This is a genomic window from Kineococcus endophyticus, assembly GCF_040796495.1.
GTDB classification, from domain to species: Bacteria; Actinomycetota; Actinomycetes; order Actinomycetales; family Kineococcaceae; genus Kineococcus; species Kineococcus endophyticus.
The window spans coordinates 19,918-44,219 of record NZ_JBFNQN010000004.1; the positions used below are offsets into that span (position 1 = coordinate 19,918).

Annotated in this window: 28 protein-coding genes and 1 riboswitch; of the genes, 20 read left to right on the top strand and 8 right to left on the bottom strand. The window is 74.8% G+C overall.

The window, feature by feature from the left end:
• Positions 1–101: 101 nt before the first annotated feature.
• Positions 102–1,946, bottom strand: coding sequence for a putative bifunctional diguanylate cyclase/phosphodiesterase (locus tag AB1207_RS06135; RefSeq protein ID WP_367636980.1), 1,845 nt, complete (start codon positions 1,944–1,946; stop codon positions 102–104).
• Positions 1,947–2,011: 65 nt separating this feature from the next.
• A complete protein-coding gene (locus AB1207_RS06140; RefSeq protein WP_367636981.1) occupies positions 2,012–2,467 on the bottom strand; it encodes an Lrp/AsnC family transcriptional regulator in 456 nt (151 codons plus the stop codon).
• A gap of 102 nt (positions 2,468–2,569) precedes the next feature.
• On the opposite strand from AB1207_RS06140, the gene AB1207_RS06145 reads away from it, so the two are divergent.
• Positions 2,570–4,246, top strand: a complete 1,677-nt coding sequence (locus AB1207_RS06145; protein WP_367636982.1) for an alpha-keto acid decarboxylase family protein — start codon at positions 2,570–2,572, stop codon at positions 4,244–4,246.
• 4 nt (positions 4,247–4,250) lie between these two features.
• Here AB1207_RS06145 and AB1207_RS06150 read toward each other — a convergent pair whose 3' ends face one another.
• Positions 4,251–5,225 (bottom strand): DUF389 domain-containing protein, encoded by a 975-nt coding sequence (locus AB1207_RS06150; RefSeq protein ID WP_367636983.1) that lies wholly within the window; start codon positions 5,223–5,225, stop codon positions 4,251–4,253.
• A 27-nt stretch (positions 5,226–5,252) separates the two neighbouring features.
• The gene (locus AB1207_RS06155; RefSeq protein WP_367636984.1) at positions 5,253–6,554 is read right to left on the bottom strand and encodes a UDP-N-acetylmuramoyl-tripeptide--D-alanyl-D-alanine ligase; all 1,302 of its coding nucleotides are present in this window, start codon (positions 6,552–6,554) and stop codon (positions 5,253–5,255) included.
• 106 nt (positions 6,555–6,660) lie between these two features.
• On the opposite strand from AB1207_RS06155, the gene alr reads away from it, so the two are divergent.
• The 5 genes from alr (at position 6,661) to AB1207_RS06180 (ending at position 11,130) form a co-directional block, all read left to right on the top strand.
• Complete coding sequence (gene alr, locus AB1207_RS06160; protein WP_367636985.1) at positions 6,661–7,791, top strand: alanine racemase; 1,131 nt, start codon at positions 6,661–6,663, stop codon at positions 7,789–7,791.
• Positions 7,788–8,795 (top strand): D-alanine--D-alanine ligase family protein, encoded by a 1,008-nt coding sequence (locus tag AB1207_RS06165; protein WP_367636986.1) that lies wholly within the window; start codon positions 7,788–7,790, stop codon positions 8,793–8,795. Before alr ends, AB1207_RS06165 begins: the two co-directional genes overlap by 4 nt.
• A complete protein-coding gene (locus AB1207_RS06170) occupies positions 8,792–10,036 on the top strand; it encodes a sensor histidine kinase (protein ID WP_367636987.1) in 1,245 nt (414 codons plus the stop codon). The genes AB1207_RS06165 and AB1207_RS06170 overlap by 4 nt, the downstream gene beginning before the upstream one ends.
• The gene (locus AB1207_RS06175) at positions 10,033–10,707 is read left to right on the top strand and encodes a response regulator (RefSeq protein ID WP_367636988.1); all 675 of its coding nucleotides are present in this window, start codon (positions 10,033–10,035) and stop codon (positions 10,705–10,707) included. Before AB1207_RS06170 ends, AB1207_RS06175 begins: the two co-directional genes overlap by 4 nt.
• 34 nt (positions 10,708–10,741) lie before the next feature.
• A riboswitch (guanidine-III (ykkC-III) riboswitch) is annotated at positions 10,742–10,805 on the top strand.
• A gap of 10 nt (positions 10,806–10,815) precedes the next feature.
• Complete coding sequence (locus AB1207_RS06180; RefSeq protein WP_367636990.1) at positions 10,816–11,130, top strand: DMT family transporter; 315 nt, start codon at positions 10,816–10,818, stop codon at positions 11,128–11,130.
• A 13-nt stretch (positions 11,131–11,143) separates the two neighbouring features.
• On the opposite strand, the gene AB1207_RS06185 is transcribed toward AB1207_RS06180, so the two are convergent.
• A complete protein-coding gene (locus tag AB1207_RS06185) occupies positions 11,144–11,671 on the bottom strand; it encodes an SRPBCC domain-containing protein (RefSeq protein ID WP_367636991.1) in 528 nt (175 codons plus the stop codon).
• A gap of 31 nt (positions 11,672–11,702) precedes the next feature.
• Positions 11,703–12,890, bottom strand: coding sequence for an MFS transporter (locus tag AB1207_RS06190; RefSeq protein ID WP_367636993.1), 1,188 nt, complete (start codon positions 12,888–12,890; stop codon positions 11,703–11,705).
• Positions 12,891–12,930: 40 nt separating this feature from the next.
• On the opposite strand from AB1207_RS06190, the gene AB1207_RS06195 reads away from it, so the two are divergent.
• Entirely contained in the window at positions 12,931–13,593 is a 663-nt protein-coding gene (locus tag AB1207_RS06195) for a GntR family transcriptional regulator (RefSeq protein WP_367636994.1), read from the top strand.
• Between the two features lie 264 nt (positions 13,594–13,857).
• Here AB1207_RS06195 and AB1207_RS06200 read toward each other — a convergent pair whose 3' ends face one another.
• Positions 13,858–14,292, bottom strand: a complete 435-nt coding sequence (locus AB1207_RS06200; protein ID WP_367636995.1) for an acyl-CoA thioesterase — start codon at positions 14,290–14,292, stop codon at positions 13,858–13,860.
• A 268-nt stretch (positions 14,293–14,560) separates the two neighbouring features.
• Here AB1207_RS06200 and AB1207_RS06205 point away from each other — a divergent pair, with 268 nt between their 5' ends.
• The 11 genes from AB1207_RS06205 to AB1207_RS06255 all read left to right on the top strand — a co-directional run bounded on the left by AB1207_RS06205 (position 14,561) and on the right by AB1207_RS06255 (position 21,583).
• Positions 14,561–15,082, top strand: a complete 522-nt coding sequence (locus AB1207_RS06205) for a rhomboid family intramembrane serine protease (RefSeq protein WP_367636996.1) — start codon at positions 14,561–14,563, stop codon at positions 15,080–15,082.
• Between the two features lie 84 nt (positions 15,083–15,166).
• On the top strand, positions 15,167–16,066 hold the full coding sequence (ppk2, locus tag AB1207_RS06210; RefSeq protein ID WP_367636997.1) for a polyphosphate kinase 2: 900 nt from the start codon (positions 15,167–15,169) through the stop codon (positions 16,064–16,066).
• A gap of 122 nt (positions 16,067–16,188) precedes the next feature.
• Positions 16,189–17,406, top strand: a complete 1,218-nt coding sequence (locus tag AB1207_RS06215; RefSeq protein ID WP_367636999.1) for an inorganic phosphate transporter — start codon at positions 16,189–16,191, stop codon at positions 17,404–17,406.
• Positions 17,407–17,426: 20 nt separating this feature from the next.
• Entirely contained in the window at positions 17,427–17,726 is a 300-nt protein-coding gene (locus AB1207_RS06220) for a hypothetical protein (RefSeq protein WP_367637000.1), read from the top strand.
• 10 nt (positions 17,727–17,736) lie between these two features.
• Complete coding sequence (locus tag AB1207_RS06225) at positions 17,737–18,042, top strand: DUF3349 domain-containing protein (protein WP_367637002.1); 306 nt, start codon at positions 17,737–17,739, stop codon at positions 18,040–18,042.
• A gap of 148 nt (positions 18,043–18,190) precedes the next feature.
• Entirely contained in the window at positions 18,191–18,595 is a 405-nt protein-coding gene (crcB, locus tag AB1207_RS06230; RefSeq protein ID WP_367637003.1) for a fluoride efflux transporter CrcB, read from the top strand.
• On the top strand, positions 18,592–18,954 hold the full coding sequence (gene crcB, locus AB1207_RS06235; protein ID WP_367637004.1) for a fluoride efflux transporter CrcB: 363 nt from the start codon (positions 18,592–18,594) through the stop codon (positions 18,952–18,954). Before crcB (AB1207_RS06230) ends, crcB (AB1207_RS06235) begins: the two co-directional genes overlap by 4 nt.
• Positions 18,955–18,964: 10 nt before the next feature.
• Complete coding sequence (locus tag AB1207_RS06240) at positions 18,965–19,510, top strand: SigE family RNA polymerase sigma factor (RefSeq protein ID WP_367637005.1); 546 nt, start codon at positions 18,965–18,967, stop codon at positions 19,508–19,510.
• Positions 19,495–19,977, top strand: coding sequence for a hypothetical protein (locus tag AB1207_RS06245; RefSeq protein WP_367637007.1), 483 nt, complete (start codon positions 19,495–19,497; stop codon positions 19,975–19,977). Before AB1207_RS06240 ends, AB1207_RS06245 begins: the two co-directional genes overlap by 16 nt.
• A gap of 44 nt (positions 19,978–20,021) precedes the next feature.
• Entirely contained in the window at positions 20,022–20,597 is a 576-nt protein-coding gene (locus AB1207_RS06250; protein ID WP_367637008.1) for a hypothetical protein, read from the top strand.
• A 5-nt stretch (positions 20,598–20,602) separates the two neighbouring features.
• Complete coding sequence (locus AB1207_RS06255) at positions 20,603–21,583, top strand: amidoligase family protein (RefSeq protein WP_367637406.1); 981 nt, start codon at positions 20,603–20,605, stop codon at positions 21,581–21,583.
• On the opposite strand, the gene AB1207_RS06260 is transcribed toward AB1207_RS06255, so the two are convergent.
• The gene (locus tag AB1207_RS06260; RefSeq protein WP_367637010.1) at positions 21,526–21,813 is read right to left on the bottom strand and encodes a hypothetical protein; all 288 of its coding nucleotides are present in this window, start codon (positions 21,811–21,813) and stop codon (positions 21,526–21,528) included. The two genes, AB1207_RS06255 and AB1207_RS06260, sit on opposite strands and share 58 nt — an antisense overlap.
• 119 nt (positions 21,814–21,932) lie before the next feature.
• Here AB1207_RS06260 and AB1207_RS06265 point away from each other — a divergent pair, with 119 nt between their 5' ends.
• Together AB1207_RS06265 and AB1207_RS06270 are read left to right on the top strand one after the other, a co-directional pair.
• Complete coding sequence (locus AB1207_RS06265; protein WP_367637011.1) at positions 21,933–22,601, top strand: class I SAM-dependent methyltransferase; 669 nt, start codon at positions 21,933–21,935, stop codon at positions 22,599–22,601.
• Positions 22,602–22,680: 79 nt separating this feature from the next.
• A complete protein-coding gene (locus AB1207_RS06270) occupies positions 22,681–24,279 on the top strand; it encodes a CYTH and CHAD domain-containing protein (protein WP_367637012.1) in 1,599 nt (532 codons plus the stop codon).
• The last annotated feature ends 23 nt before the right edge of the window (positions 24,280–24,302 follow it).

The following is a 24,302-nucleotide window of genomic DNA, read 5'->3' on the forward strand; positions in this document are numbered from 1 at the left end:
GGCTCCGGGGGCAGGCACAAGCTGACAGGGCACCGGAAATGGTGGGCGAACTCACCGCGAACGCCGGGTGCACGGTGGGTGCCCCGAGCAACTCGGACGGGTCAGGCGCGGGGTCGGGGTGGTGCCAGGTCCGGGACGGGCCGGAACCACAGGAACCCCTGCGCGTAGCCGCAGCCCCGGTCCCGCAGGAAGTCCGCCTGCTCGACCGTCTCGACGCCCTCGGCCACGGTGTGCAGGTCGAGCGCCCGCGCGATCGCCAGGACCGCTTCGACGAGCGCTTCGTCGCCGCGGTCCCGGCCGATCCCCGAGACGTACGACCGGTCGAGCTTGAGGCAGTTGAAGGGCAGTTCCCGCAGGTAGGCCAGCGAGGAGTAGCCGGTGCCGAAGTCGTCGAGGGACAGGCCGACGCCCAGGTCCCTCAACGCCGCCATCTCGCGCTGGATCGCCGGTGCGGCGGACATGAACTGCGTCTCGGTGATCTCCAGGTGCAGCTCGCCGGGCTGCAGCTCGTTGTCCTCCAGGACGCGCTCGACGAGCGGCCGCAGCTGCCCGCTCGTCACCTGGCGCACCGAGGCGTTGACGGAGACGGCCAGCCGTGCGGACGAGGGGACGGCGGCACGGCGGAGCGCAGGGGTCACGCGCCCGCCGTCGCGCTGCCACCGGGCGAGCCAGGCGCACGCCTCGGCCAGGACCCACCCACCGAGGTCGACGACGAGGTCGCTCTGCTCGGCGACGTCGATGAACTCGACGGGCGGCAGCAGACCGCGCAGGGGGTGCTGCCACCGGACGAGGGCCTCGGCGCCGGCGACCGAACCGTCCCTCAGGTCGACGATGGGTTGGTAGTGCACCCGCAGTTCCTCTTCCTGCAGCGCGGCGCGCAGGTCCTCCTCGACGTCGAGGCGGCGGTGCGCCGCGGTCCGCAAGGCGGTGGTGAACCCCGCGCTGCGCCCCTTGCCGGCGGTCTTCGCCTCGTACAGCGCCGAGTCGGCCTCGCTCAGCAGGACCTCCGCGGTCCGCGACTCGTGGTGGTCGCAGATCGCGATGCCGATGCTGAGGCGCGGCGAGATCGTCCTGCCGCGCAGCTGCAGCGGGGCGGTCACGCTGTCCATGACGCGGTCCGCGACCGCCTGCGCCTCGGCCTCGGCGCGCAGTCCCTCGCAGACGACGACGAACTCGTCGCCGCCGTAGCGCGCGGCGGTGTCGGTCTCGCGGACCGCGCGCCGCAGACGCTGTCCGACGACCACCAGGAGCTCGTCGCCGGCCTGGTGGCCGAGCACGTCGTTGACGTCCTTGAAGTCGTCGAGGTCGAGGAACAGCAAGGCCGTCGTCGCGTGGTCCCGGCGCCCGCGCGCGAGCGCCGCGTCGAGGTGGTCGTCGAGCAGGTAGCGGTTCGGCAGCCCCGTCAGCGGGTCGTGCAGCGCGAGGTGCAGGAGTTGCTGTTCGGCGCGGTGCCGTTCGGTGACGTCCTCGAAGTGGGTGATGAGGTAGCCCGCACCGACGGACGTGCGCACACGCCCCTTGCGCACCTGGGCCCGGACCTCGGACCCGTCGGGCCGCAGGTAGCGGCGCTGCCCCTCCCACCTCTCGAGGTCGCCGCGGGCCAGCGCCGCGAGCACGGCGGCGACGTCGGCGCGTTCGGTCGGCACCACGAACTCGTCGGTCCGGTGCCCCACGAGGTCCTCGGCGCGGCGGCCGAGCAGCGAGCAGAGCGCGTCGTTGACCCGCAGGATCCCACCGGGGCCTCCGGGTTCTCGCGGGTCGAGTCCCTCGATGGCCATGCCGACCAGGGAGACGTCGAAGGCGAGTCGGAAGCGTTCCTCCTCCTCGCGCAGCCGGTCCGTCAGGGAGCGGTGGTGGTCCAGCTCGTCGCGCAGCGACCGCAGGTGGAGGCGCAGGTCGGGGTCGTCGGGGCCGACTGCCCGCGTACCGGTGCCGGGTGCGTCCATGGTGCCTCGCCTGTCTCGGGAGCACCGAGACGCTACTTTCTAGAACATCGAGTGTCGACCCAGGATCACGACAACAGGTGGTCCATCCGGTACCCCAGGAGCTCGCGCAGGACGATCGACGTGGAGGTCCGCCGGATCCCGCGGCAGCGCATGATCCGCTGGGTGATGTCGTAGACGTGGTCGGCGTCGCGCGCCGCGATCTGGATCATGAGGTCCGAGTCGCCGGAGATGCCGAGGCACTCGACCACCTCGGGGATGCGCGCGATGTCCTCGATGAGCCCGGTGAACTCGCTCTGCTCGACACCCGCTGTGACCAACGCGCGCATGGGCAGTCCGACGCGACCGGGGTCCAGGCGGGTCGAGTTCGCCCGAAGCACCCGCTCTGCGCCCAGGCGTTCGAGCCGGCTGTGGACGGTGCCCCGGGCCAGTCCCAGGGTCAGGGCGAGCTGGGCCACGGTCGCCCGCGGATCGCGGTCCAGCGCGAGGAGGATGCGCCGGTCCGTGTCGTCGAGGGTGGTCACGTCGACCACCCTAGGTGCATGATCCGCTGCCGGACTGGTCGGATCGACCAACGTGACGCGTGTCTCTTGTGCGTTCCGACCGGCTGTCGTGTCATCAGTCCCATGACCCCCACCGTCACCGTCGGCACCTACCTCGCCCGCCGGCTGGAGCAGCTCGGACTGCGCCACCTCTTCGGCCTGCCGGGCGACTTCAACCTCGGACTGCTCGACGAGATGCTCGGCGGATCGGGTCTGCGGTGGGTCGGGTCGAGCAACGAGCTGAACGCCGGGTACGCCGCCGACGGTCACGCACGGTTGCGACGCGGGCCCGCCGCCTTCGTCACCACCTTCGGCGTCGGGGAGCTGTCCGCGGTCAACGCGACGGCCGGCAGCCGCGCCGAGGACGTCCCCGTCGTGCACGTCGTGGGCCTGCCGGCCACCCGCGCGATGGCGGACGGGGCCCTGCTGCACCACTCCCTCGCCGACGGCGACTTCGGGCACTTCGTCCGGATCGCGGCCGAGGTCAGCGCGTCCGCCGTCGTCGTCCGCGCGCAGAACGCGGGCACGGCCGTCGACCGCGCCCTCCTGACCGCCGTCGGGTCCTCCCAGCCCGTCTACCTCGGCGTCCCGGCCGACGTCGCCGTCGCGCAGGTGTCCGCGGCGCCGCTGGCCCGGCCGCTGCGCGTCCTGCACAGCGACCCGGCCGTGGCCGAGGACTTCCGCGAGGCCCTCGCCGAGTTCCTCGGGGGCGCCGAGGAGGTCACGGTCCTGGCCGGGCCGCGGCTGCACCGCCGCCACCTCGAGGACCGGGTCCGGGCGCTCGCGGCCCAGAACGGCGTCCGGATCGCGACGCAGTCGGCGTCCAAGGCGATGCTCGACGAGTCGCACCCGGCCAACCTCGGCGTCTACGCCGGAACGTTCACGCGCGACCCCGAGACCCGGCGGCGCGTCGACGGGGCCCGGCCGCTCGTGCTCGCCGGGGTCGTCATGACGGACTTCCTCACGGGGTCCTTCACCCACGGGTTCGACCCCGACGCCGCCGTCGACCTGCACCTCGACCACGCGCGGATCGCCGGCGCCGCGTTCTACGGCCTGTTCCTCGAGGAGTCGCTGCGCATCCTCGAGGAGGTCCTCGAGGCCCGGTCGCCGCGTCCGGCGCCGCTGCCGCGCCGTGCCGTCGCGCCGACGGTCGTGCACACGCCCGCCGACCCCGACGGCCCCCTGACCCACGCGGACCTGTGGCCGTTGCTGCAGGACTGGCTGACCCCCGGGACCCTCGTCGTCGCCGAGGCCGGGACGTCCTTCTACGGCGCCCTCGAACTCACCCTCCCCGACGGCTGCGACCTGCTCGGGCAGCCGGTGTGGAGTTCCATCGGGTACACGCTGCCCGCGACGCTCGGCGCCATGCTCGCTGCGCCGGAACGGGAGACGGTCCTCGTCATCGGGGACGGCTCCGCGCAGCTGACGGTGCAGGAACTCGGGCGGTTGCTGACCCTGGGCCTCACCCCGACGGTGCTGCTCGTCAACAACTCCGGCTACACCGTCGAACGCGCCATCCGCAGTCCCGAGGCGCCGTACCAGGACATCGTCGAGTGGGACTGGACCCGGCTCCCCGCGGCGCTCGGTGCTCCCGGGACGCCCGTGTTCCAGGCCCGAACCCCCGCCGACCTCGTCGAGGTCCTCGCGAAGGTCCGCGCCGACCGCGACTCCGGCGGGGGGCACGCGCACTTCGTGGAACTGTTCCTGCCCCGCGACGACGCGCCCGACTCCCTCGTGCAGCTGGCGCGGTCGGTGCGCTGACCGGTCAGCGGGTCGGGGCCCCCCGGCGCGCCCGCCGCCAGAGCGCGTGCTGCAGGCGCAGCGTGACCACGGCGGCCAGCAGGATGCAGGCCAGGTTCAGCACGAGCTGACCGAGGGCGCCCAGAGCGGTGTCGTACTGGGCCGTGACGACGCCCGCCGCGAAGTCGGCCGCGGCGGGCACCGTCGTGACGCTGATGAACACCCCGACGAGGGGCCCCGACTTCGCCGACGTCAGCGAGAGCGTGCCCGCGATCCCCGCCAGCACGGCGACGATGACGGAGAACTCGTCGGGGGAGGCGACGAACGACGTCAGCGGGCGGCGGCCGTCGAGGAACTCCTGCGGCACGAGCCCGACGGCGTCCAGCAGCGCGACCCCCGCCGCGGTGACGACCATCGCCAGGGGGAAACCCAGCCCCAGCGCGCGCAGGGGGCCGGGCACCAGGTCCCGCCGGCGCCGGACCACCGCGACGGCGAGCGCGGCGAGCGGACCGAACTCCGGGCCGAGCACCATGGCGCCGACGATGAGCACCTGCGAGTCGGTGAGCAGCCCGACGGCGGCGATGAGGGTCGCCAGGACCAGGAACGCGTAGAACGTCGCGGACGCCGTGGCGCCCCCGTCCGCGGCGCGCTCGACCTGTTCCCAGATGAGGGCGTCGTCGCCCTCGCCCGGGGCCGCCGCCTCGGCCCGCGCGACGTCGTCCCCGAGCGCGGTGTCCACCGCCTCCAGGACGATCGACCCCGACCGTTCCAACCCCAGCGCCTGCAACCCGTCGACCACGGAGTCGACGGCCTCGCGCGCCACGTCGGCCTCGACGAGGTCCGCCGGCGGACCTCCCTCACGAGCGCCGACCTCACGAGCGCCGACCACGACCGAGCGGTGCAGGACGAGGTTGGTGACCCCGGCGTCGGCGCGCAGGACGGTCAGGACGTCGTCGGTCGCGGAGGCGGGGGTGACGACGCGCAGGTGCAGGACGCTCACCTCGTGATCGTGGCAGGCCGGGACACCTCACGGGGCGCAGAGGTCGTCGGCGAGGAGGTCGAGGCGCTCGGGGCGCGAGGCCTTGACGAGCAGGACGTCGTCGCGGCGCAGCGTGCGCCGCACCAGGTCCGCGGCCGCGGACCGGTCGGGGACCCACGTCCCTCCCAGCACCTGCGCGCCCTCGCCGACGGCCACCAGGTCGACCCCGGACCGGCGGGCGGCGGCCGCGACGGCGCGGTGCGCCCGGTCGTGCGCGTCGCCCAGTTCCCGCATCGGCCCGAGCGCGGCGAAGCGGCGGCCCGCAGGCGCGACCGCCGCGAGGGTCCGCAGGGCGGCCACCACCGAGGCGGGGGAGGCGTTGTAGGAGTCGTCCAGCAGCAGGCCGCCGTCGTGCCGTCGCCGGCGTTGCAGCCGGTGCGGACCGGGTCCGTCCGCGCGTTCCAGCCCGGCCACGACCTGCTCCAGCCCGGCGCCGGCCCGCAACGCCACGGCTGCGGCGCAGCACGCGTTCGCCACCTGGTGCTCGCCCAGGACGCGCAGCCGGACGCGAGCGCGTCCGCCCGGGGTGCGCAGGGTGAACCGGGCCCGGCCGTCCGCCCCGAGGCGCACGTCCTCCGGGCCGACGTCCCCGCTCCGCCCGAACGTGGTGACGCGTGCCCACGTCCGCTCGGCCATCGCCAGGACCCGCGGGTCGTCGGCGGCCAGCACGCACTCCCCGCTCGTGGCCTGCGGCAGTTCGGCCTTCGCCGCCGCGAGCAGTTCCGGTGACCCGAAACGACCCAGGTGCGCGTGGCCGAGGGCGGTGACGGCGCTGATGCGGGGTGGCGCGATGCCCGCGAGGTAGGTGAGGTGCCCGACCGCCCGGGCTCCCATCTCCACGACGAGGTCGCCGCCCCCGACGGGCAGGCGGGTCGCCGTGAGCGCGACGCCGAGTTCGTTGTTCTCGTTCCCCCGCGTCGCGGTGGCGTCCGGCAGGACGGCGGCGAGGAACTCCTTCACCGACGTCTTGCCGTGCGACCCGGTGACGGCGATCACCCGGACCGGGCGGGTGTCGACGACGTGCCGGGCGAGCCGGCCGAGGGCCACGGTCACGTCCGGGACGACGACCGTGGGAGCAGTCGTGGGCCGGGTCCCCAGCACGGCCCGGGCGTCACGAACGTGGTCGTGGCCGTCGGTGCGCGCACCCGCCAGGGCGACGAACAACCCCCCGGGTCCGGGATCGCGGCTGTCGAGGTAGGCGGGGCCGGGCACGGGCACGCCACCGGCCGGGGCGCCGGTCACGCGGCCGCCGGTGACGTGGGCGATCTGCTGCAGGGTGGTGGCGAGCACGGCACGACGGTTCCGCGCCGCCGGGTCCGCCACCTCCTCCCCGGGGACCGTTCCGCGGTACCTGCGGTGGATCTCGCGGATGGCCCCGCACCGAGACGGTGGAACGGTGATCCCCCTCGTGGCACCACCCCAGCGCCGCCCCGTCGACCGTGCCCTGGACGGGCCCCGGCTCGACCTCGACCTCGACGCCGTGGCCCGCAACACCCGCGCCGTCGCGTCCGCCACCGGGGCCGCCGTGATGGCCGTCGTGAAGGCCGACGGGTACGGCGCGGGGGCCGCGGCGCTCGCGCGGACCGCCCTGGCCAACGGTGCGACGTGGTGCGGCGTCACGGGTCTCGACGAGGCCCTCGCCCTGCGCGCGGCCGGCGTCACCGCCCCCGTGCTGGCGTGGTCGCACCCGCCGCGTGCTGACCTGCGCCGGGCCGTCCCCGCCGACGTCGACCTGGCCGTCACGTCACCGGCGGGTCTGCTCGCCGTGCCGCCCGGCGCCCGCGTCCACCTGCACCTCGACACCGGGCTGGCGCGGGAGGGGGCCACGGGGGCCGAGTGGCCGCTGCTGTGCGCCGAGGCCGCCCACGCCGAACGCCTCGGCCGGCTGCGCGTCGTCGGCCTCATGAGCCACCTCGCGTGCGCCGACGAGCCCCACGACCCCGCAAACTCCCTGCAGCGCCGACGGTTCGACGAGGGTGTGCGCATCGCGCGGGCGGCCGGGTTGCGGCCGTCGGTGGTGCACCTCGCCGCCACCGCGGGTTTCTCGCGGCCCGGGGACCACCTCGACCTCGTGCGCACCGGCGCGGCTCTGCTGGGCATCGACCCGCTGGGCCGGGACCGGTGGCAGCCGGCCGTGTCGTTCCAGGCGCCGCTCGTCGGGGTGCGTCCGGTGCGCGCGGGAACCCCCGTCGGCTACGGGCACACCTGGACCGCGCCGCACGACACCGTCCTCGGGCTCCTGCCCGTCGGGTACGCCGACGGTGTGCCGCGCACGTCCGGCGGCAGGGTCCGGATCGCCGGCCGCGACCGCCCCCTCGTCGGCCGCGTGTCGATGGACCAGACCGTCGTCGACCTCGGCCCGCTCCCGCGACCCGGCCTCCTCGTGGGGGAGACGGCAGGGTTCTTCGGGTCCGGCGGACCCCGGCTGGCGGAGTGGGCCCGCTGGAGCGACCGGCTCGAGGCCGAGCTGCTCGTCGGGCTCGGGCCGCGGGTGCGGCGGACGACCTCGACGGGCGCGGCCGCGTGAGCGGGGTGGACCGGGTGACCCGCGTCGCCGTCGTGGGGGGCGGACGGGCCGCGGAGCACGACGTGTCCCTCGCCTCCGCCGCGGCCGTGGCCGAGGGGTTGCGGGCGGCCCGCGAGCAGTTCGACGTCGTCCCGCTCACCGTCGGCCGCGACGGCGTCTGGCGCGACGAGGAACTGCGTCCCCTCGGTCTCGCGGGCGCCGTGCGCGTGCTGCAGAGCTGCGACGTCGCGTTCCCCGCCCTGCACGGCACCCTCGGCGAGGACGGCACGCTCGCGGCGCTGTGCGAACTCGCCGAGGTCCCGTACGTCGGTTCCGGCACCGCCGCCGGTGCGGCCGCGATGGACAAGTGGGTCACCAAGCTCGTCGCGGAGGCCGTCGGCGTGCGGACGGCGCGCGGCCGCCTCCTGCGGGCCGGGGAGGACCCGGGGTCGTGGACCGGGCCGGTCGTCGTCAAACCCGTCACGGCGGGGTCGAGCCTCGGGGTCTCCCTCGTCCGCGACCCGGCCGACCTGCCGGCGGCGCTGGCGGTCGCGTCCGCGTTCGACGAGCGCGTCCTCGTCGAGGAGTTCGTCGTGGGCCGGGAGGTCTGCGTGGCGGTGCTGGGTCGCGCGGACGGGTCGCGGACGGTCGCCCCCGTGGAGGAGGTGCTGCGCGACGGCGTGTTCGACCACGAGGCCAAGTACTCCGGACGCGCGCGGTTCGTCCTGCCCGCGGTCCTCGACGAGGCCGTCCACGCCGCACTCGTCGCGGCCGCGCTGCGCGTGCACGACGCGCTGGGCTGCCGGGGGCTGGTGCGCCTCGACTTCTTCCTGCCGAGCGACGGGGAGGAGGGCGTGGTCCTCAACGAGGTGAACAGCACCCCGGGCCTCACCGAGCACTCCGCCGCACCGCTGATGTTCGCCGCGGCCGGGGTCCCGCACCCGGAACTGCTCGCCGGGCTCGTCCACGACGCCCTCGCGACCCCACGGTCCTGGACGGCGGAACCCCTAGGGTGGGCCGGGTGACGCACGGTTCCACGCCCGGGGTCGAGGACGGACCGGCGCCCGGCGGGGGAGCGCGGTGGTCCTGGCGCGACCACGTCCCCGACCTGCTCGCCGGGGTCGTCGGCGCCGGGATCGGTGCCGCGGAACTCTCGCTGCGCGCCACCTGGGGGTACGAGTCCACCAGCGCCGTGTTCGTCGCGCTGGTCGCGGTGAGCGTCGTCCTCGCCCGGCCGCTGCCGGGGGTCGCGCTGGCGCTGGTCTGGTCGACGGGGGCTCTCCACCTCGCGACGGGCGACCCGGTGCTCCTGACCGAACTGCTCCTGGCCTACGTCGCCTTCGCCGGCGCGCGCTGGGGCAACCGCGTGGTGCTGGCGCTCAGCGGTGCCTCGATCCCGGCCGGGGTGCTCGTCGGCGGGTTCGCGGTGCTGGCGACCGGTTACTCACCGGGGATCGTCGTCGTGCAGGGCGTGCGGAACCTGCAGGACGGCCTCAGCCTCTCCCTCCTCGCGGCCGTGCCGGTCGCGCTGCTCCTGCTGGCCGCCGCCTGGTTCGGCGGGCTGGCCCTGCGGTTCGCGGGGAACGCGACCGTCTCCCGTCGTCAGCGCGAGCTGGCGGAACGGGAATCGGCTCGGGCGCAACGGGAAGCAGCGCAGGCTCACGAGATCGCCCGGCTGCGCGACGAGCAGGCGCGCATGGCGCGCGACGTGCACGACGTCGTCGGGCACTCCCTGGCCGTGATCCTCGCCCAGGCCGAGTCGGGGCAGTTCCTGCCCGACACGGATCCGGCCGCTCTGAAGACGACGCTGGCCACCATCGCGGGCACCGCACGCTCGTCCCTGCAGGACGTCCAGGCCGTGCTGTCCTCGACGCCCGTCCCGCCCGGGCGGTTGCAGGCGCTGGTGGACAGTGCCGGGTCGACGGGTTTCCCGGTCGAGTCGCGGTGCGGCGGAACTCCCCGGCCGCTGCCGCCGGACCTCGCGGCCGTCGCCTACCGCGTCCTGCAGGAGATGCTGACGAACGCCCTCAAGCACGGGGACCGGGCCGTCCCCCTCGTCGTGGAGCAGCGGTGGCCCGAGGGGGTGGGGGAGGAGCTGGAGCTGTCCGTGACGAACGGGATCCCGCTCGCACCCACCGCCCCGCGCAGCGGGGGCCGCGGTCTGGAGGGCATGCGCCGCAGGCTCGAGGGGGTCGGCGGACGGTTGTCGACGACGGGTGACGGCACGCGCTTCACGGCGACGGCGCGGGTTCCGGTGCGCTCGTGACGGGCGGCCCGGGCGCCATCCGCGTGCTGCTGGTGGACGACCAGGACCTGTTCCGCGCCGGCGTGCAGGTGATCCTCGACGCGCAGGACGGCATCGAGGTCGTCGGCAGCGCGGGCGACGGGCTGGAGGCCCTGCGGCTCGTCGAGGAACTGCGTCCCGACGTCGTGCTCATGGACCTGCGGATGCCGGAGGTGGACGGCGTCGAGGCCACCCGGCAGGTGTTCCTGCCCGAACGGGTCGCCCGTCGCGAGCGTCCCGTCCGCGTCGTGGTGCTGACGACGTTCGACCTCGACGACCGGGCGGCGACGGCCATCCGCCACGGCGCCAGCGGTTTCCTGCTCAAGGACACGACGCCGGCCCAGCTCGCCGACGCGATCCGCACCGTCCACGCCGGGAACGCCGTGCTGTCGCCGGGGAACCTCGCGCAGCTGCTCGAGCGGAACCTCGTCGCGCCGGCGCCCGCCCCGCCGGAGTTCGCGACCCTGACCGCCAAGGAGCGCGAGGTGTTCGAGGCCGTCGCCCGGGGGTTGTCCAACGCGGAGATCGGGGCCCGGGTGTTCGCCTCGGAGTCAACGGTGAAGACGCACGTGGGGGCGATCCTGCGCAAGCTCGGGTTGCGCGACCGCGTGCAGATCGTGGTCTTCGCGCACGAGAACGGGTTGCTGCCCTGAGGTGACCCCGGCGTGTTCCCGGGTTACCGTGGTGGCAGTGCCGGAACCCGGCGCCCGGACGAGCCCGCCGTACCCGGTCCGCGACAAGACGGTGGGGGAGGATTCCCCGTGTCCTGGATCGTGCTCGTGGTCTCCGGTGTCCTGGAAGCCGTGTGGGCCACCGCCCTCGGCAAGTCCGAGGGTTTCACCCGCCCCTGGCCCACCGTGGTGTTCGGCGTCACCGTCGTCCTCAGCATGGTCGGTCTCGCGTGGGCGATGCGCTCCATCCCCACCGGGACGGCCTACGCGGTGTGGGTCGGCATCGGGGCCGCCCTGACCGTCGGCTACGCCATGGCGACCGGTGTCGAGGCCGTCTCGCTCGTGAAGGTCCTGCTGATCCTCGGGCTGGTGGGCTGCGTCGTGGGGCTCAAGCTGGTGCACTGACCCCGGTGACCGGTCAGCGCGGCAGGTGCGCGGCGTAGGCCGCGCGCAGTTCCCGCAGTCGCAGGTTCGTCGCCGTCCCCCACGCGCTCCAGTCGACCGAACCCCCGTCGAGCGCCACCTCGAGCTGCTCGAGGTGCAGGTGCCAGGCCGCCAGGGACATGGGGACCCAGGCGTCCTCGCCCTCGAGGTCGTTCGTCAGGCGCAACCGGGTGCGGGCGCGCAGCGCGCCGGCGTCGAGGGGTTCGAGCTCCCAGCGCAGCAGGCCGTGCTCGGAGTTCGTGTGCTCCAGCAGCCGCGGCGGGTCGAGCGCGGTGATCTGCCCGGGCCACCACTCCAGCTCCCCCGGGGGGCCGGTGAGCCACTCCAGCGAGAACTCACCGCCCGGGCGGAGGTCGGCGCGCAGGTCGGCCCACCACAGCCGGGTGAGCGTCCGGTCCGTGAGCGCCGTCCACAGCGTCGCGACGGAGTGCGGGTACTCGCGCGCCAGCCGCAGCGTCGCGCGGTCCCCGCCGTGCAGGACGGCGTCACCGAGGAGTTCCACGGTGCCCATCCTCCCCGACGCCCCCGGGTGCTCAGGCGTGGGCGTCGCGGCGGGGGACCAGGGGCAGCGCCGCCAGCGGGGCCAGGGCGACGACGGCGACCGCGCCGCCGAACCCGACGAGCGGGACGAGCGCGCCGATCCCGGGTCCGACCGCGGACGCGGCGAGGAACTGCCCCGTGTTCTGCACCCCCAGGGCCCGGCCGGACCAGCGCGAGCCGGCCGCCTCGGCGACGGACGTGAAGGCGAGACCGTTGTCCGCGACGGAGATCGTCGTCGCGAGGACGAGCACGACACCCGTGAGCAGCGGGACGTGGGTGGCTCCGGCGAGCGCCAGCACGAGCAGGGCCAGCACCCCCGCGACCGCGACCCAGCGCAGGACGCGGACCCGGCTGCCGACGTGGTCGCTGAGCGCTCCGACGGCGATGCGGCCGACGGCGCCGACGAACTGCGCCGCGCCCACGAGGACCCCGGCGACCGTCGGGTCCCAGCCCAGGCCGACGGTCAGCCAGACGAGCCCGAACGTCGACAGCGTGAACTGGGGGACGACCAGCAGCAGCGAGACGGCGTGGACGCGCCACAGGAACCCGTCGCGGCGGTAGGGGTTCGGGGTCGTGGTCGTCTCCGCGCGGGCGGCCCGCGGCGGGTTCCGGACGCCGAGGGCGCAGGCGACGGCGAGGACGCGCAGTCCGGCACCGGCCAGCAGGAGCGGGGCGCCGGTGCCGTGGCGCGCGGCGAGCGGGGGGACGACGACGGCGGCGACGGCCACCCCGAGGGGCTGGGAGACCTGCCGGACGCCCATCGCCAGTCCGCGCCGCCGTGCCGGGAACCAGCCCACGACGACCCTCCCGCTCGCGGCGTTGGTGCTCGCCGAGGCGGCACCGCCCAGGGCGAGCAGCACGCCGAGCAGGACGAGGTCGTCGACGGGGGCGGCGACCAGGGCGGCCACCGCCGTCAGACCCAGGCCGCCGGCGATGACCCAGCGCTCACCGAACCGGTCGGCCAGGGCACCCCACGCGACGAGCGTCAGGACCATCCCGAAGGTCGGGGCGGCGGCCAGCGTCCCGGCCCGGGACAGCGACAGTCCGTCGCGCTCGTGCAGGAGCGGGATGAGGTACACCGGCGTGCTCACGAGGAAGGTCCCGGCGGCCTGCGCGGCGACGCCGAGACCGAGCATCCGCCACGCGGCCCGCGGGACGGCGACGTCGGTGTAGGTTGGCATGCCAACTTGGTATACCACTTCTGTCGAGGGGGAGGACGTCGTGGGTGAGGCGTACGAGGTGCTGCGCCGGGCCGTGCTGACGATGGAGCTGCTGCCCGGGCAGGCCCTCAGCGAACGCGGCCTGGAGTCCCTGGCCGGCGCCTCCCGGACGCCCGTGCGCGCCGCGCTGGTGCGGCTGGCGCACGAGGGGCTGACCGTCCGGGACGGCCGCGGCTGGCGCGTCGCACCGCTGGACCTCGACGAGGTGCGCGCCGTGGTCGAGCACCGCGAGGTCGTCGAGTGCGGCGCCGTCGCCCTCGCCGTCGAACGCGCCACCCCTGCCGGGCTCGACGCCGTCCAGGTGCTCGCGGAGTCCGCCGCCGACGACGCCGACACCGGTCTGCGCGACGGCGCGCAATTCCACGTCGCCCTGGCCCGGCTGTCCTGCAACGACTTCCTCGCCGACGCCGTGGAGGGGGCGCTGACCAGGCTGGCCCGGACGCGGTGGCTGGAGGTGCGGTCGGGGGCGTCCCGGGAGCAGGCGCGCAGCGAGCACCTCGAGATCCTGGCCGCCGTCCGGGCGGGCGACGCCGACCGGGCGGTGGAGCTCGTGCGCGAGCACGCCCGCGGGACCCGCGACCGCCTCCTCGCCCACCTCGAGGCCGACCGCCTCGGGCTGCGGAGCCGCGGGGTCGACGTCGTGGGGTCGGGTCCGGTGGGGTGACGTCGGGGACCTCCGGGGGCACCGCCCGGGGACACCCATCGGTGTCACCACGTGGAGTGAGCTGTGGGTGTCCCGATCACGTCGCCCTGACGACGTCGAGGGGACACCCACGGGTGGTCCCACGCTCGTGTCCGCCCCCACGCCCGGTCCGACGTGGGTGCACCCGTGGGACCGGCTCGCCGGTCGTGATCGCGACGCCCCCACCGTCCCCACGCCCGGTCCCACGCCGCCCCCACGCCCGGCTCGCGCCGAGCGTCGGCGAGGTCAGGCCGTCGTCATCGTGCTGGGGATCCGGTCGCGGTCGTAGGTGATCGTCGAGTACCCGTGGGGGAGCGGCTGCCCGTCGGGGCCGAGGTTGACGAAGACGATCTTCTCGATGGTCAGGATGCTCTGGCGCGTGATCATGTTCCGCACCTCGGCGCGCATCGTCAGGGACGTCCGCCCGAAGCGGGTGGCGCGCAGCCCCATCTCGACCAGGTCGCCCTGCTGCGCGGACGACACGAAGTTGATCTCGGAGATGTACTTGGTCACGACCTTGCCGTTGCCGAGCTGGAGGATCGCGTAGATCGCGGCCTCCTCGTCGATCCAGCGCAGCAGACTGCCGCCGAACAGGGTGCCGTTGGCGTTCAGGTCCTCGGGCCGGACCCACTTCCGCGTCCGGAAGTTGATGTCGTCCTCGCCGGGCGTGGTGGGTTCCATGTCAGGACAATCTAGAGGGTGCTCCGACCGTGGACGGGGCTGCCCCGCGGCGACCCGCGCCGCCGCGTCTCAGCGGGGTCCCAGGGTTCTCCCGGCGGATCCGCGGGTCCGGCGCGGTCCGTGCCCGCCGGGTCCGGGCCATCCTGGCGAGAGGACCCGCCCGGGTGCCAGGGGGCGGCGACCAGGACGGGAAGGAGCCGCGGTGACGACGCCGGACGACCCTCGACTCCGCAGTGGGCGTGGGACACCCGTCGCGACGCTCGGCCTCGTGCTGGTGGTGACCACCTGCTGGGTGGCCCAGCTCGTGCACCCCGAACTCCTGCAGGCGCTGCGCCGCGACCCTCCGGCTCTGGCGGCGGGGCAGTGGTGGCGCGTCGCGACCCCGCTCGTCGTCCAGGACCCGCCGTGGCAGTGGGCCGTCCTCGGGCCGCTGACCCTCGGGCTCGGGGCGGTCGTGGAGCGGTTCTGGGGCGGCCGGACCGTCGTGGGGCTGTTCGTCGTGACCGGCCTGCTGGGGGAGGCCGTCGGGTACGCGTGGCTCCCCCGGGGTGCCGGGTCGTCCGTGGGAGCGGCCGGGCTCCTGGGCGTCCTGGTCGCGTGGAGCCTCTCCCCGGCGGCGCGCGTCCTGCCCGCGGTCCTCGTTCCCCGGGTGCGCACCGCCGCTGTGGTGACGCTCGCCGCCTCCGTCGCCAGCGTGGTCCTGCACGACGTCCACGGCCTGCCGTTGCTCGCCGGCGTCGCGGCCGGTGGGTTCCTGCTCGCGAAGGACCGCCGCGAGGACGCGGCGTGAGACCGCGTCGGCAGGCAGGAGTTCGCCCCGTGTTCACCCACCGGCCACCTCGGCGCCCTCCCGCGACGCCCGTCCGGGAGTTCCATGCTGGCCGTGCAGCTGACCCCTGACCTGGGCATGTCCGTCCGGGACGACGAGGACGAACCCGAACTCCTGCTGGCCGACGGCCGTGCGGTCGACACCTGGCGGGAGGACTACCCCTACGACGCCAGGCTCGGCCGCGCCGAGTACGAGCACGACAAGCGGCTCCTGCAGATCGAACTGCTCAAGCTGCAGCGCTGGCTCAAGGAGTCCGGCGAACGGCTCGTCGTCCTGTGCGAAGGGCGCGACGCAGCCGGCAAGGGCGGCACCATCAAGCGGTTCATGGAGCACCTGAACCCCCGCGGGGCGCGGGTCGTGGCCCTGGAGAAACCGTCGGAGCGCGAGTCCACGCAGTGGTACTTCCAGCGCTACGTGCAGCACCTCCCGGCCGCCGGGGAGTTCGTCCTGTTCGACCGGTCCTGGTACAACCGCGCGGGCGTCGAACGCGTCATGGGGTTCGCCACCCCGCAGGAGTACGACCGGTTCACAGCGCAGGTCCCGTTGTTCGAACGGATGCTCGTCGACGACGGGATCCACCTCGTGAAGTTCTGGTTCTCGGTGACGCGCGCCGAGCAGCGCACGCGCTTCCTCATCCGGCAGATCGACCCGGTGCGGCAGTGGAAGCTGTCGCCGATGGACCTCGCGAGTCTGGACCGCTGGGACGACTACACCGCGGCCAAGGAGGCGATGTTCGAACGCACGGACACCGACGTCGCGCCGTGGACGGTCGTCAAGACCAACGACAAGAAGCGCGCCCGGTTGGCCGCCATGCGTCACGTGCTGGCGCGGTTCGACTACACCGACAAGGACACCGAGGTCGTCGGGCAGCCCGACCCGCTGCTCGTCGTGCACGCCCGGACGATCCTCGAGGCGGACCGCCGCCCGGAGACTCCCGCCCTCTGACGTCACCGCGCAGCCGGCCGTTCACCCGGAGTTCCCGGACCCGGGTGAACAGCCGGTGAACTCTCCCCGGGAACCCGGATCCCGGCCCCCGGGGCCCCCGGAACGGGTGCAGCCTTCTCCTCGTGGAGACCGCAACCGTCATCCTCGTGCTCGTCGTGGTGGTCGCTCTCTCGTTCGACTTCACCAACGGCTTCCACGACACCGCCAACGCGATGGCCACCTCCATCGCCACCGGAGCGCTCAAGCCCAAGACGGCTGTCGCTCTCTCCGGGATCCTCAACCTCGTCGGAGCGTTCCTGTCGGTCGAGGTCGCCCTCACCGTCACCAACGCCGTCGTGAAGATCCAGGCCAAGGACGGGTCACCGAAACCCGAACTCCTCCAGGGCGGCGGGTCCGCCCTCCTGCTCATCGTCCTCGCGGGCCTCGTCGGCGCCATCGTCTGGAACCTGCTGACGTGGCTGGTGGGCCTGCCGTCCAGTTCCTCGCACGCCCTGTTCGGCGGCCTCATCGGCTCGACCGTGGCCGGCCTGGGCTGGGCGGGCGTGAACTGGAACGGCGACGGCAGCAAGATCGACGGCGTGGTCGGGAAGGTCATCATCCCGGCCATCGCGTCCCCGGTGCTCGCGTGCATCGTGGCGACCGTCGGCACCTGGATGGTCCACCGCGTGGTCTCGGGCGTCGCGCAGCGCTTCACCGACCAGGGTTTCCGGTGGGGCCAGATCGGTTCCGCCTCCCTCGTCTCCCTCGCCCACGGCACCAACGACGCCCAGAAGACGATGGGTGTCATCACCCTCGGCCTCATCGCCTCGGGGCACTGGAGCGACACCGGGTCGGTCCCGTTCTGGGTCAAGGCCGCGTGCGCCCTCGCCATCGCCTCCGGCACCTACCTCGGCGGCTGGCGCATCATCCGCACCCTCGGCAAGGGCCTGGTGGAGATCTCCCCGGCGCAGGGCATGTCCGCGGAGACGTCCTCCGGCGCGGTCATCCTCATCTCCAGCCACCTGGGTTTCGCCCTGTCGACGACCCACGTGACGACGGGTTCCGTCCTCGGCTCCGGCCTGGGCAAGCCCGGGGCCACCGTCCGCTGGCGGGTCGCCGGACGCATGGTCGTCGCCTGGGTCACCACCATCCCGGCCGCCGGTCTCGTCGGCGCCCTCATGTGGTGGATCGGCCACACGCTCGGCGGCGGCGTCGTCGGTGCGCTGGTCATCAGCCTGGCGCTGCTCGGGTTCGCGGTCGTCGTCATGCGGCACTCGCGCAAGAACCCGGTCCACGCGGACAACGTCAACGACGAGTGGGACGCGACCGCGGGTGCCGAGCGCACCCCGGCTGCCGTCTGACCCGAGCAGGAGGAACGCACGTGACGCAGAACCTCGTCCTCGTCGGGGACGCCCTCTGGAAGATCCTGCTGGCCGCCCTCGTGCTCGGTGCGGGCCTGCCGGTCCTGTTCTCCGCCGGGGTCCGGGCCATGGCCTACGGCGCAGGCGGTGACGCCGAGACGGACCACGCCCCGGGCCACCCGGTCGGCAAGGTCCTGGCCGTCGTCTGCTTCGCCGTCGTGGTGGCGGCCGTGGCCCTCGGCATCACGTTCATCGTCGCCAGCGGTTTCGGCAAGGCGCTGAGCTTCGAGCACGTCTACCCGACCATCGTCGACAAGTGAGGGCAGCCTGATGACCTCCCCGACCCTCGCCGGTCGCGTCCTGGACTGGCTGCGCGCCGGCTACCCCAGCGGCGTCCCGCAGCAGGACTACGTCGTGCTGCTCGGCCTGCTGCGCCGCAAGCTCACCGACACCGAGGTGCGCGAGATCGCGGCCGAGATCGTCGGCCTCGCCCGGCAGGGCGAGGTGACGACCGTCGCCGACGTCGAGCGCCTCGTCAACGCGGCGACCCTCGACGACCCGTCCGAGGCCGACGTCGCCCGCGTCTCCTCGCACCTGGCCGCCGGGGGCTGGCCGCTGGCCGACCGTCCCTTCTGACCGGCCCACCTGACCGGCCCTCCTGACCGGCCCACCGGCACCGCCACCCGTCCACCGAGCCCCCTCCCGCCGCCCGCGGGAGGGGGCTCCGTCGTCCCGCGGCCCAGGGGACGGTCCGGTCGGACCGGCCTGTGGGAACCTGGCGCGCGTGAGGGCACCGCACCGAGATCCGCGCCTCGTCCTGCTGGTCGGCGCCGGTGGTGCGGCCGGGACGCTGCTGCGCTGGGCGGTCTCGGAGGTCGTGCCCGCCGCCGACGGGTTCCCCCTCGCGACGCTGGCGGTCAACGTCGTCGGGTCCTTCGTCCTCGGCCTGCTGCTCGAACGGTTGTCGCGCCGCGGCCCCGAGACCCCCGCCGCGCTGCGCTGGCGCCTCGGGGTGGGGACGGGGTTCTGCGGCGGACTGACGACGTGGTCGAGCTTCGCCGTCGAGGTCGACCGGCTCACGAGCACCGGATCGGTCGGGACGGCCGCCGGGTACGTGCTCGTCTCCCTCGCAGCCGGGCTCCTCGCCGTCGTGGCGGGGATCGCGCTCGCCGCGCGGAGGGCCCGGTGATCCTCCTCCTCACCCTCGCCGGCGGCCTGGGGGCGGCGGCCCGGTTCGTCCTCGACGGAGCGGTCCGCACGCGGTGGCCGTCGCGCTTCCCCTGGGGGATCCTCCTCGTCAACGTCCTGGGGTCCCTCGTCCTGGGCTTCCTCACGGGGCTGGTGCTGAACGGGGCGGACCCGCAGTGGCGGCTCGTGCTCGGCGTGGGGTTCTGCGGCGGGTTCACGACGTTCAGCACCGCGATGACGGACACCGTGCGCCTCGCCCGGGACGGCTCCGTGCGCCTCGGTCTCCTGAACCTGCTCGGGACGCTGGGGGCGACGGTCACGGCGGCCGCCTTCGGGCTCGGCCTGGCCGTCCTCCTCTGAGCGCAGATCCGTGCACCGGAGAGGCAACCGGACGGCCGCCCCCGTCGTCCTCCCCGGTGTGGGGGAGGAGTTCGAGGAGTTCGTGAGCGCCGGCAGCGACCGCCTGCTGCGGCTCGCGCTGCTGCTCACGGGCGACCGCGTGCTCGCGGAGGACCTCCTGCAGGACGTGCTGGAACGCATGTACGTCGGGTGGCGGCGCATCGAGGACCCGCACGCCTACGCGCGCACGGCCCTGGCGCGCCGCGTCACCGACCGCTGGCGGCAACGGGGCCGGCGCCCGCGCGAGGTCGAGCTCGAGGACTGGCACGGCGAGCCCGTGGCGGACGGCACCGCCGCGCGCGCCGAACGGTCCCGGGTCGTCGAGGCGCTGCGGGCCCTGCCGCCGCGGCAGCGCGCGGTCATCGTCCTGCGCTACTTCGAGGACTGGTCCGAGGAGCAGATCGCCGACCAGCTCGACGTGTCGCGCGGGACCGTCAAGAGCCAGGCGTCCAAGGGGTTGCGGACCCTGCGGACCCTCGTCGGGGAGGAGGTGGGTGCACGGTGGACGACCAGCTGAGCGCCTGGGAGGAGCGGCTGCGGCGCGAGCTCGACCAGGCGGTGCGGGAGGTGCGGGCCCCGGACGACCTCGTCGCCTCGGCGCGTGCGGGCGGGCGGCGGCGCGTGAGTCGCCGGCGGGCCCTCGTGGCCGTCCCGGTGGTGGTCGCCGCGGGCGGGGCGGCGTGGGCCGGGTGGGCCGGCCGGACCCCGGAGCCGGTGACCCCCGCCGCCCCGTCCGCGTCCCCACCCCCGTCCCCACCCCCGTCCGAGCCGCCGGTCTCGCCCGAGGTCCCCGTCCCCACGACGCCGGACCCGCAGGCGGCCGCGGCGGCCGCCGAGATGACGGCCGTCGACCGGTTCCTGGACGAGTACCGGTACGCCGACGCGGAGCGACTGGCGGAGCTGTGGAAGGTGGACACGTGGGAGGCCAAGGTCAAGGGCGGTCGGCTCCTGCTGTCGGGCGCCGAGATCCCGGCGACGTCGTGACGTCGGCGGGCAACCCAGGACGGCGCCCCGTCGTCTGGACGGGCATGAGCGAAACTCCGCACCGCACCCCCGCCCAGCGCCGCGCCGCCCGCGTCGTCACGGCCACCGTCGTCGCGAGCGGCCTGGCCCTGGCCGGCGGCAGCGCCTACGCCCAGGCCCGCGACTCCTCGACGGACCGGCCCGTGCCGGTCGCGGCGGAACCCGTCGCAGGACCCGCCGCGGAACCCGTCGCGGAACCCGTCGCGGAACCCGTCGCCGCCCCGCTGCCGGCCGACGACGCCGCCCGGCAGACGTACTTCGCCGCGGGCTACACCTACGACGACGCCGTCGTCCTCGGCGCCCAGTGGAACCTCGACCCGTTCGAGGCCAAGGCGGAGGCCGGGCGGAAGCTGGCGGCGGGCCAGACCCTGCCGGTCGCCCCGGGTTCGAGCCCCGTCGCGGAACCGGCCCCCGTGGAGGACGACGGGTCCGCAGCGGCGGTGGACGCGTTCTTCGCGGCGGGGCACGACTACGACGACGCGGTCGCGCTGGCGGCGGTCTGGAACGTCGACCCCTTCGAGGCCAAGGTCACCGCGGGGCAGCGGATCCTGGCCGGGGAGACCCTGCCGGTGGCGCCCTGAACGAGCTGCCCCGCACCGGGTTCGAGGTCGAGCTGCTCGCCCCTCGGGGGGCGAGCAGGCTCGACCTCGCCGTCGACCTGGCCCGGCGCTGCGGCGGACGGGTCGTCCGGCGGTTCCACGTGGACACCGAGTCCTCCGCGACCCCGGGCGTCCGTGCGTTCTGGCACCTGACACCCGCGTTCGACGTCGTCGACGACGCCGGGAACCTGCGCTGCTCCCTCGTGGACGACACCACGATCGTCGCCGACCTCGACGCGAGCGCACCGGCGCGGCCGGGGTGGTTCCGCGTGCTCAGCGACGACCCGCGGCTGCTGCGCCTCGTCCTGCGGTACGCCGACCCGGCGGAGGGGATCGGGTCGGTGCTCACCCCGGTCGCGGCGGTGTTCGGCTCGCAGGTGGTCGAGGTCGCCGGCGTGCACCGGCTCGACGACTCCGCCGGGGCCACGATCGCCCTCGCCGCACCCCTGCCGGGGGAACGTGAACGTCCGTGCGAACTCGTGACGCCGCCGTTCACCGACCGCCACGACGAACGCCTCGAGGAACTGCTGGCAGCGGCTCGCGACCTGGGTTTCTCGGTGCCGCGGGAGGCGGCCGTCCACGTGAACCTCGACGCCGCGGGTTTCCGTGACGTCGCGCGGTTCCGTCAGGTCGTGGAGTTCTTCGCGGCGCGGGAGGACCTGCACCGGCGGTTCGCGACGAACCCGCACTGCCGCCGGCTGGGACCGCTGCCCGCCGACCTCGTCGACCTCGTGGGGCGAGACTGGCCGGACTGGGAGTCCCTGCGCGCCGCGGCGGCACGGACTGCGGTGACGAAGTACGCCGACGTCGACGTGACGCGGGTGCTGCGAGTGCGGCCGGGGCCGGACGTGCTGGAGGTGCGTTTGCTGCCGGGGTCGGTCGACGGGGTGGCGATCGCCCGGCAGGCGGCTCAGCTCTGGGGGTCCTTGCGCTCGGCCGGGCGGTCGGCCGGTCGTTCCACCAGGTAGGTGTGGCCGTTCCGCGTGACGCGCTCCCACTGGGCGTACCCGGCCTGCGCCTCGGCCTCGGTGCGCGGGCCGCGCTGGGGGCCCTCCTCGTGCGAGACCTGCGCGGGGCCGGTGAAGCTGAACACGGCGTCCAGGAAGAGGTCGACCCACTTGTTCTTCGACGTCGGCCGGCGCAGCCGGGCCGGGGTCCGGGCGTCCCGGGGATCCGGCGCAGACGATTGTTCGCGCATGAATCATTAGTGTACGCGGGGTCCCGGGCCCGTCAACGCGAGCCGCGTCACGTCCGGCGCCCGTTGCCGGAGCGGCAACGGTCCTCGACGCCCGCCCCGTGCCTGCGCAGGATCGGGGCATGAGCCGCTTCGACCCCACCGCCCGCGACGCCGAGGAACTGTGGGAGCGCATGTACGCCGCCCACGGCGGGCACGTCTGGACGGGACGCCCCAACGCCGCCCTCGTGGACGCCACCGCCGACCTCACGCCGGACACCACCACCAGCACCGCCCTGGACCTCGGCTGCGGCGAGGGCGGCGACGTCCTGTTCCTCGCCTCCCGCGGGTGGCGCGTGACGGGCGTCGACGTCTCGGGCACCGCCCTGGACCGGGCCCGCGCCCACGCCGAGGAGGCGGGCGTCGCCGACCGCACGCGGTTCGAGCGGCACGACCTCGGCGTCTCCTTCCCGGACGGGACCTTCGACCTCGTGGCGGCCTCCTTCCTGCACTCCTACGCCTTCCTCGACCGCGCCGCCGTCCTGCGCCGGGCCGCGGAGGCCGTCGCGGCCGGCGGGTCCCTCCTCGTCGTCGGGCACGTCAGCCGCCCCGAGCAGCTCGGTCCGCTGGGGGAGGACTTCCCGGGCGCGGACGTCGCGCTGCCGGACCCGGACGAACTCCTCTCCACGCTCGCCCTGCCGTCGCAGGACTGGACGGTCGCCCGCAAGGAACTGCTCGAGCGCACGACGACGTTCGAGGACGGCAGCGAGGGCGTCTGGCGCGACGGGGTCCTGCGCCTGGACCGCCGGTGATTCCGGTACCCCGGCCCTGACGAGCCCCTGACCTGCAGCGATGGTGGTCCGTTCACCCCTCCGTGGTAGGTCTTTGCCCATGCCGTCCCCTCGCCTGGCCCTCACCCGCACCTACCTCGCGCCCACCCCCGGGTCGGCACCGGAGTCGGCGCTCGAGTCGGCGCCCGGCGGCGGGGAGCTGCCCGGCGTCGCCGACGTGCGCCCCGAGGTCGAGGTCACGAGCGAGGAGACGCACTGGGACACCAGCGACCTCGCGCTGGCCGCCGCCGGTGTCTCCGTGCGCCGCCAGACCGCTGAGCGCACGAGCCCGGCCCCGCGCGGCTGGGTGCTGGAACTGCCGGGCCGGGGCCCCCGCACGCACGAGGTCCGCCAGGCGCTGGGTCGTGCCGTCCGCACCGCACCGGCTGCGCTGCAGCGGCTCACGTGGGCCGCGGCCCGCGGGCGCTCGCTCGGCCCGGTCCTGGAGCTGTCGACGAGCGCGCGGCAGCGCGACCTGCTCGACGCCGAGGGCGACGTCGTCGCGCGGCTGACGACCCGGCAGGTGCAGGCGCGCGCCCTGGCACCCGAGGACTCCTCCCCGCAGACGTGGGCCGAGTGGCAGGTCGAGGTCGTCGACGGTCGCCGCGACCTGCTGGACGCCATCACCGACGCGTGGGAGGCCCTCGGCGCCGAGGAGTCCGACCGCACCGCGCAGCTGCGCACCGTCCTCGACGGCCCCGACGACGAGGACGGCTTCGACGCCGTGTCGGTCGACGACAGCGCCGGTGCCGTCGTCCTGGCCCGCCTCGCCCAGGACGTCGGCTGGCTCCTGTCGCAGGACCCGCTGGCCCGCATCGACGCCCCCGACGCCGTCCGCTCCCTGCGCATCGCCGCCCGCCGCCTGCACAGCGTCCTGACGACGACGGCACCGCTGTTCGCCGAGGGCGCCACGGAGGAGCTGCGGACCGAGCTCGCGTGGATCACCGGGGTCACCACGCCGGTCCGGGACCTCGACGTGCTGGCCGAGAAGCTGCTGGAGGACCTCGACGAGGAGGCCGCCGGGCACACGGCCGGCTCCGGGACGGGGGACCCGGCCGTCGTCGCCGACCGCGTCCGCGCCGTCCTCGCCGACCGGGCCGTCGCCGCGCACGCCGCGGTGCTGGAGGCCCTGGACTCCCAGCGCTACCGCGACCTCGTCGCCACGCTCGAGGCGTTCGTCGCCGACCCGCCGACCCTCAAGGCCGCCCGCCGCGAGGCCCGCAAGGTGCTGCTGCCCCTCGTCGCCGACGCCCACCGCGCCGCGCGCGACGCCTACCGGGACGTCGACCTCGACACCGACCTCGAGATCGACCACGACGTCGACCACGTGACCGCCGACGACGCCGACGCCCTGGCGCGCCTGCGCGACGCCGTCGCCGCCGCCCGGGACGCGGCCGGTGTCGTCGCCCCCAAGGTCGGCGAGGCCGCGGAGGAGTACGTCGACGTCCTGAAGGAACTGCTCGACCTGCTCGACGAGCACGCCGACACCGTCCTGGCCCGCGAGTTCCTCGCCGGTCTCGTCGAGGAGTTCGGTTCCGGCGCCTTCGTCCTCGGGCGCCTGCACGCGCTCGAGGAGGTCCGTTCCGCCGTGGCCTTCCACGACGTCGAGGAGGCGTGGGACGCCGCGAACCGCAAGAAGCTGCGCAAGTTCCTCAAGTGATCGACCGGTAGGGCGGGAGCGTC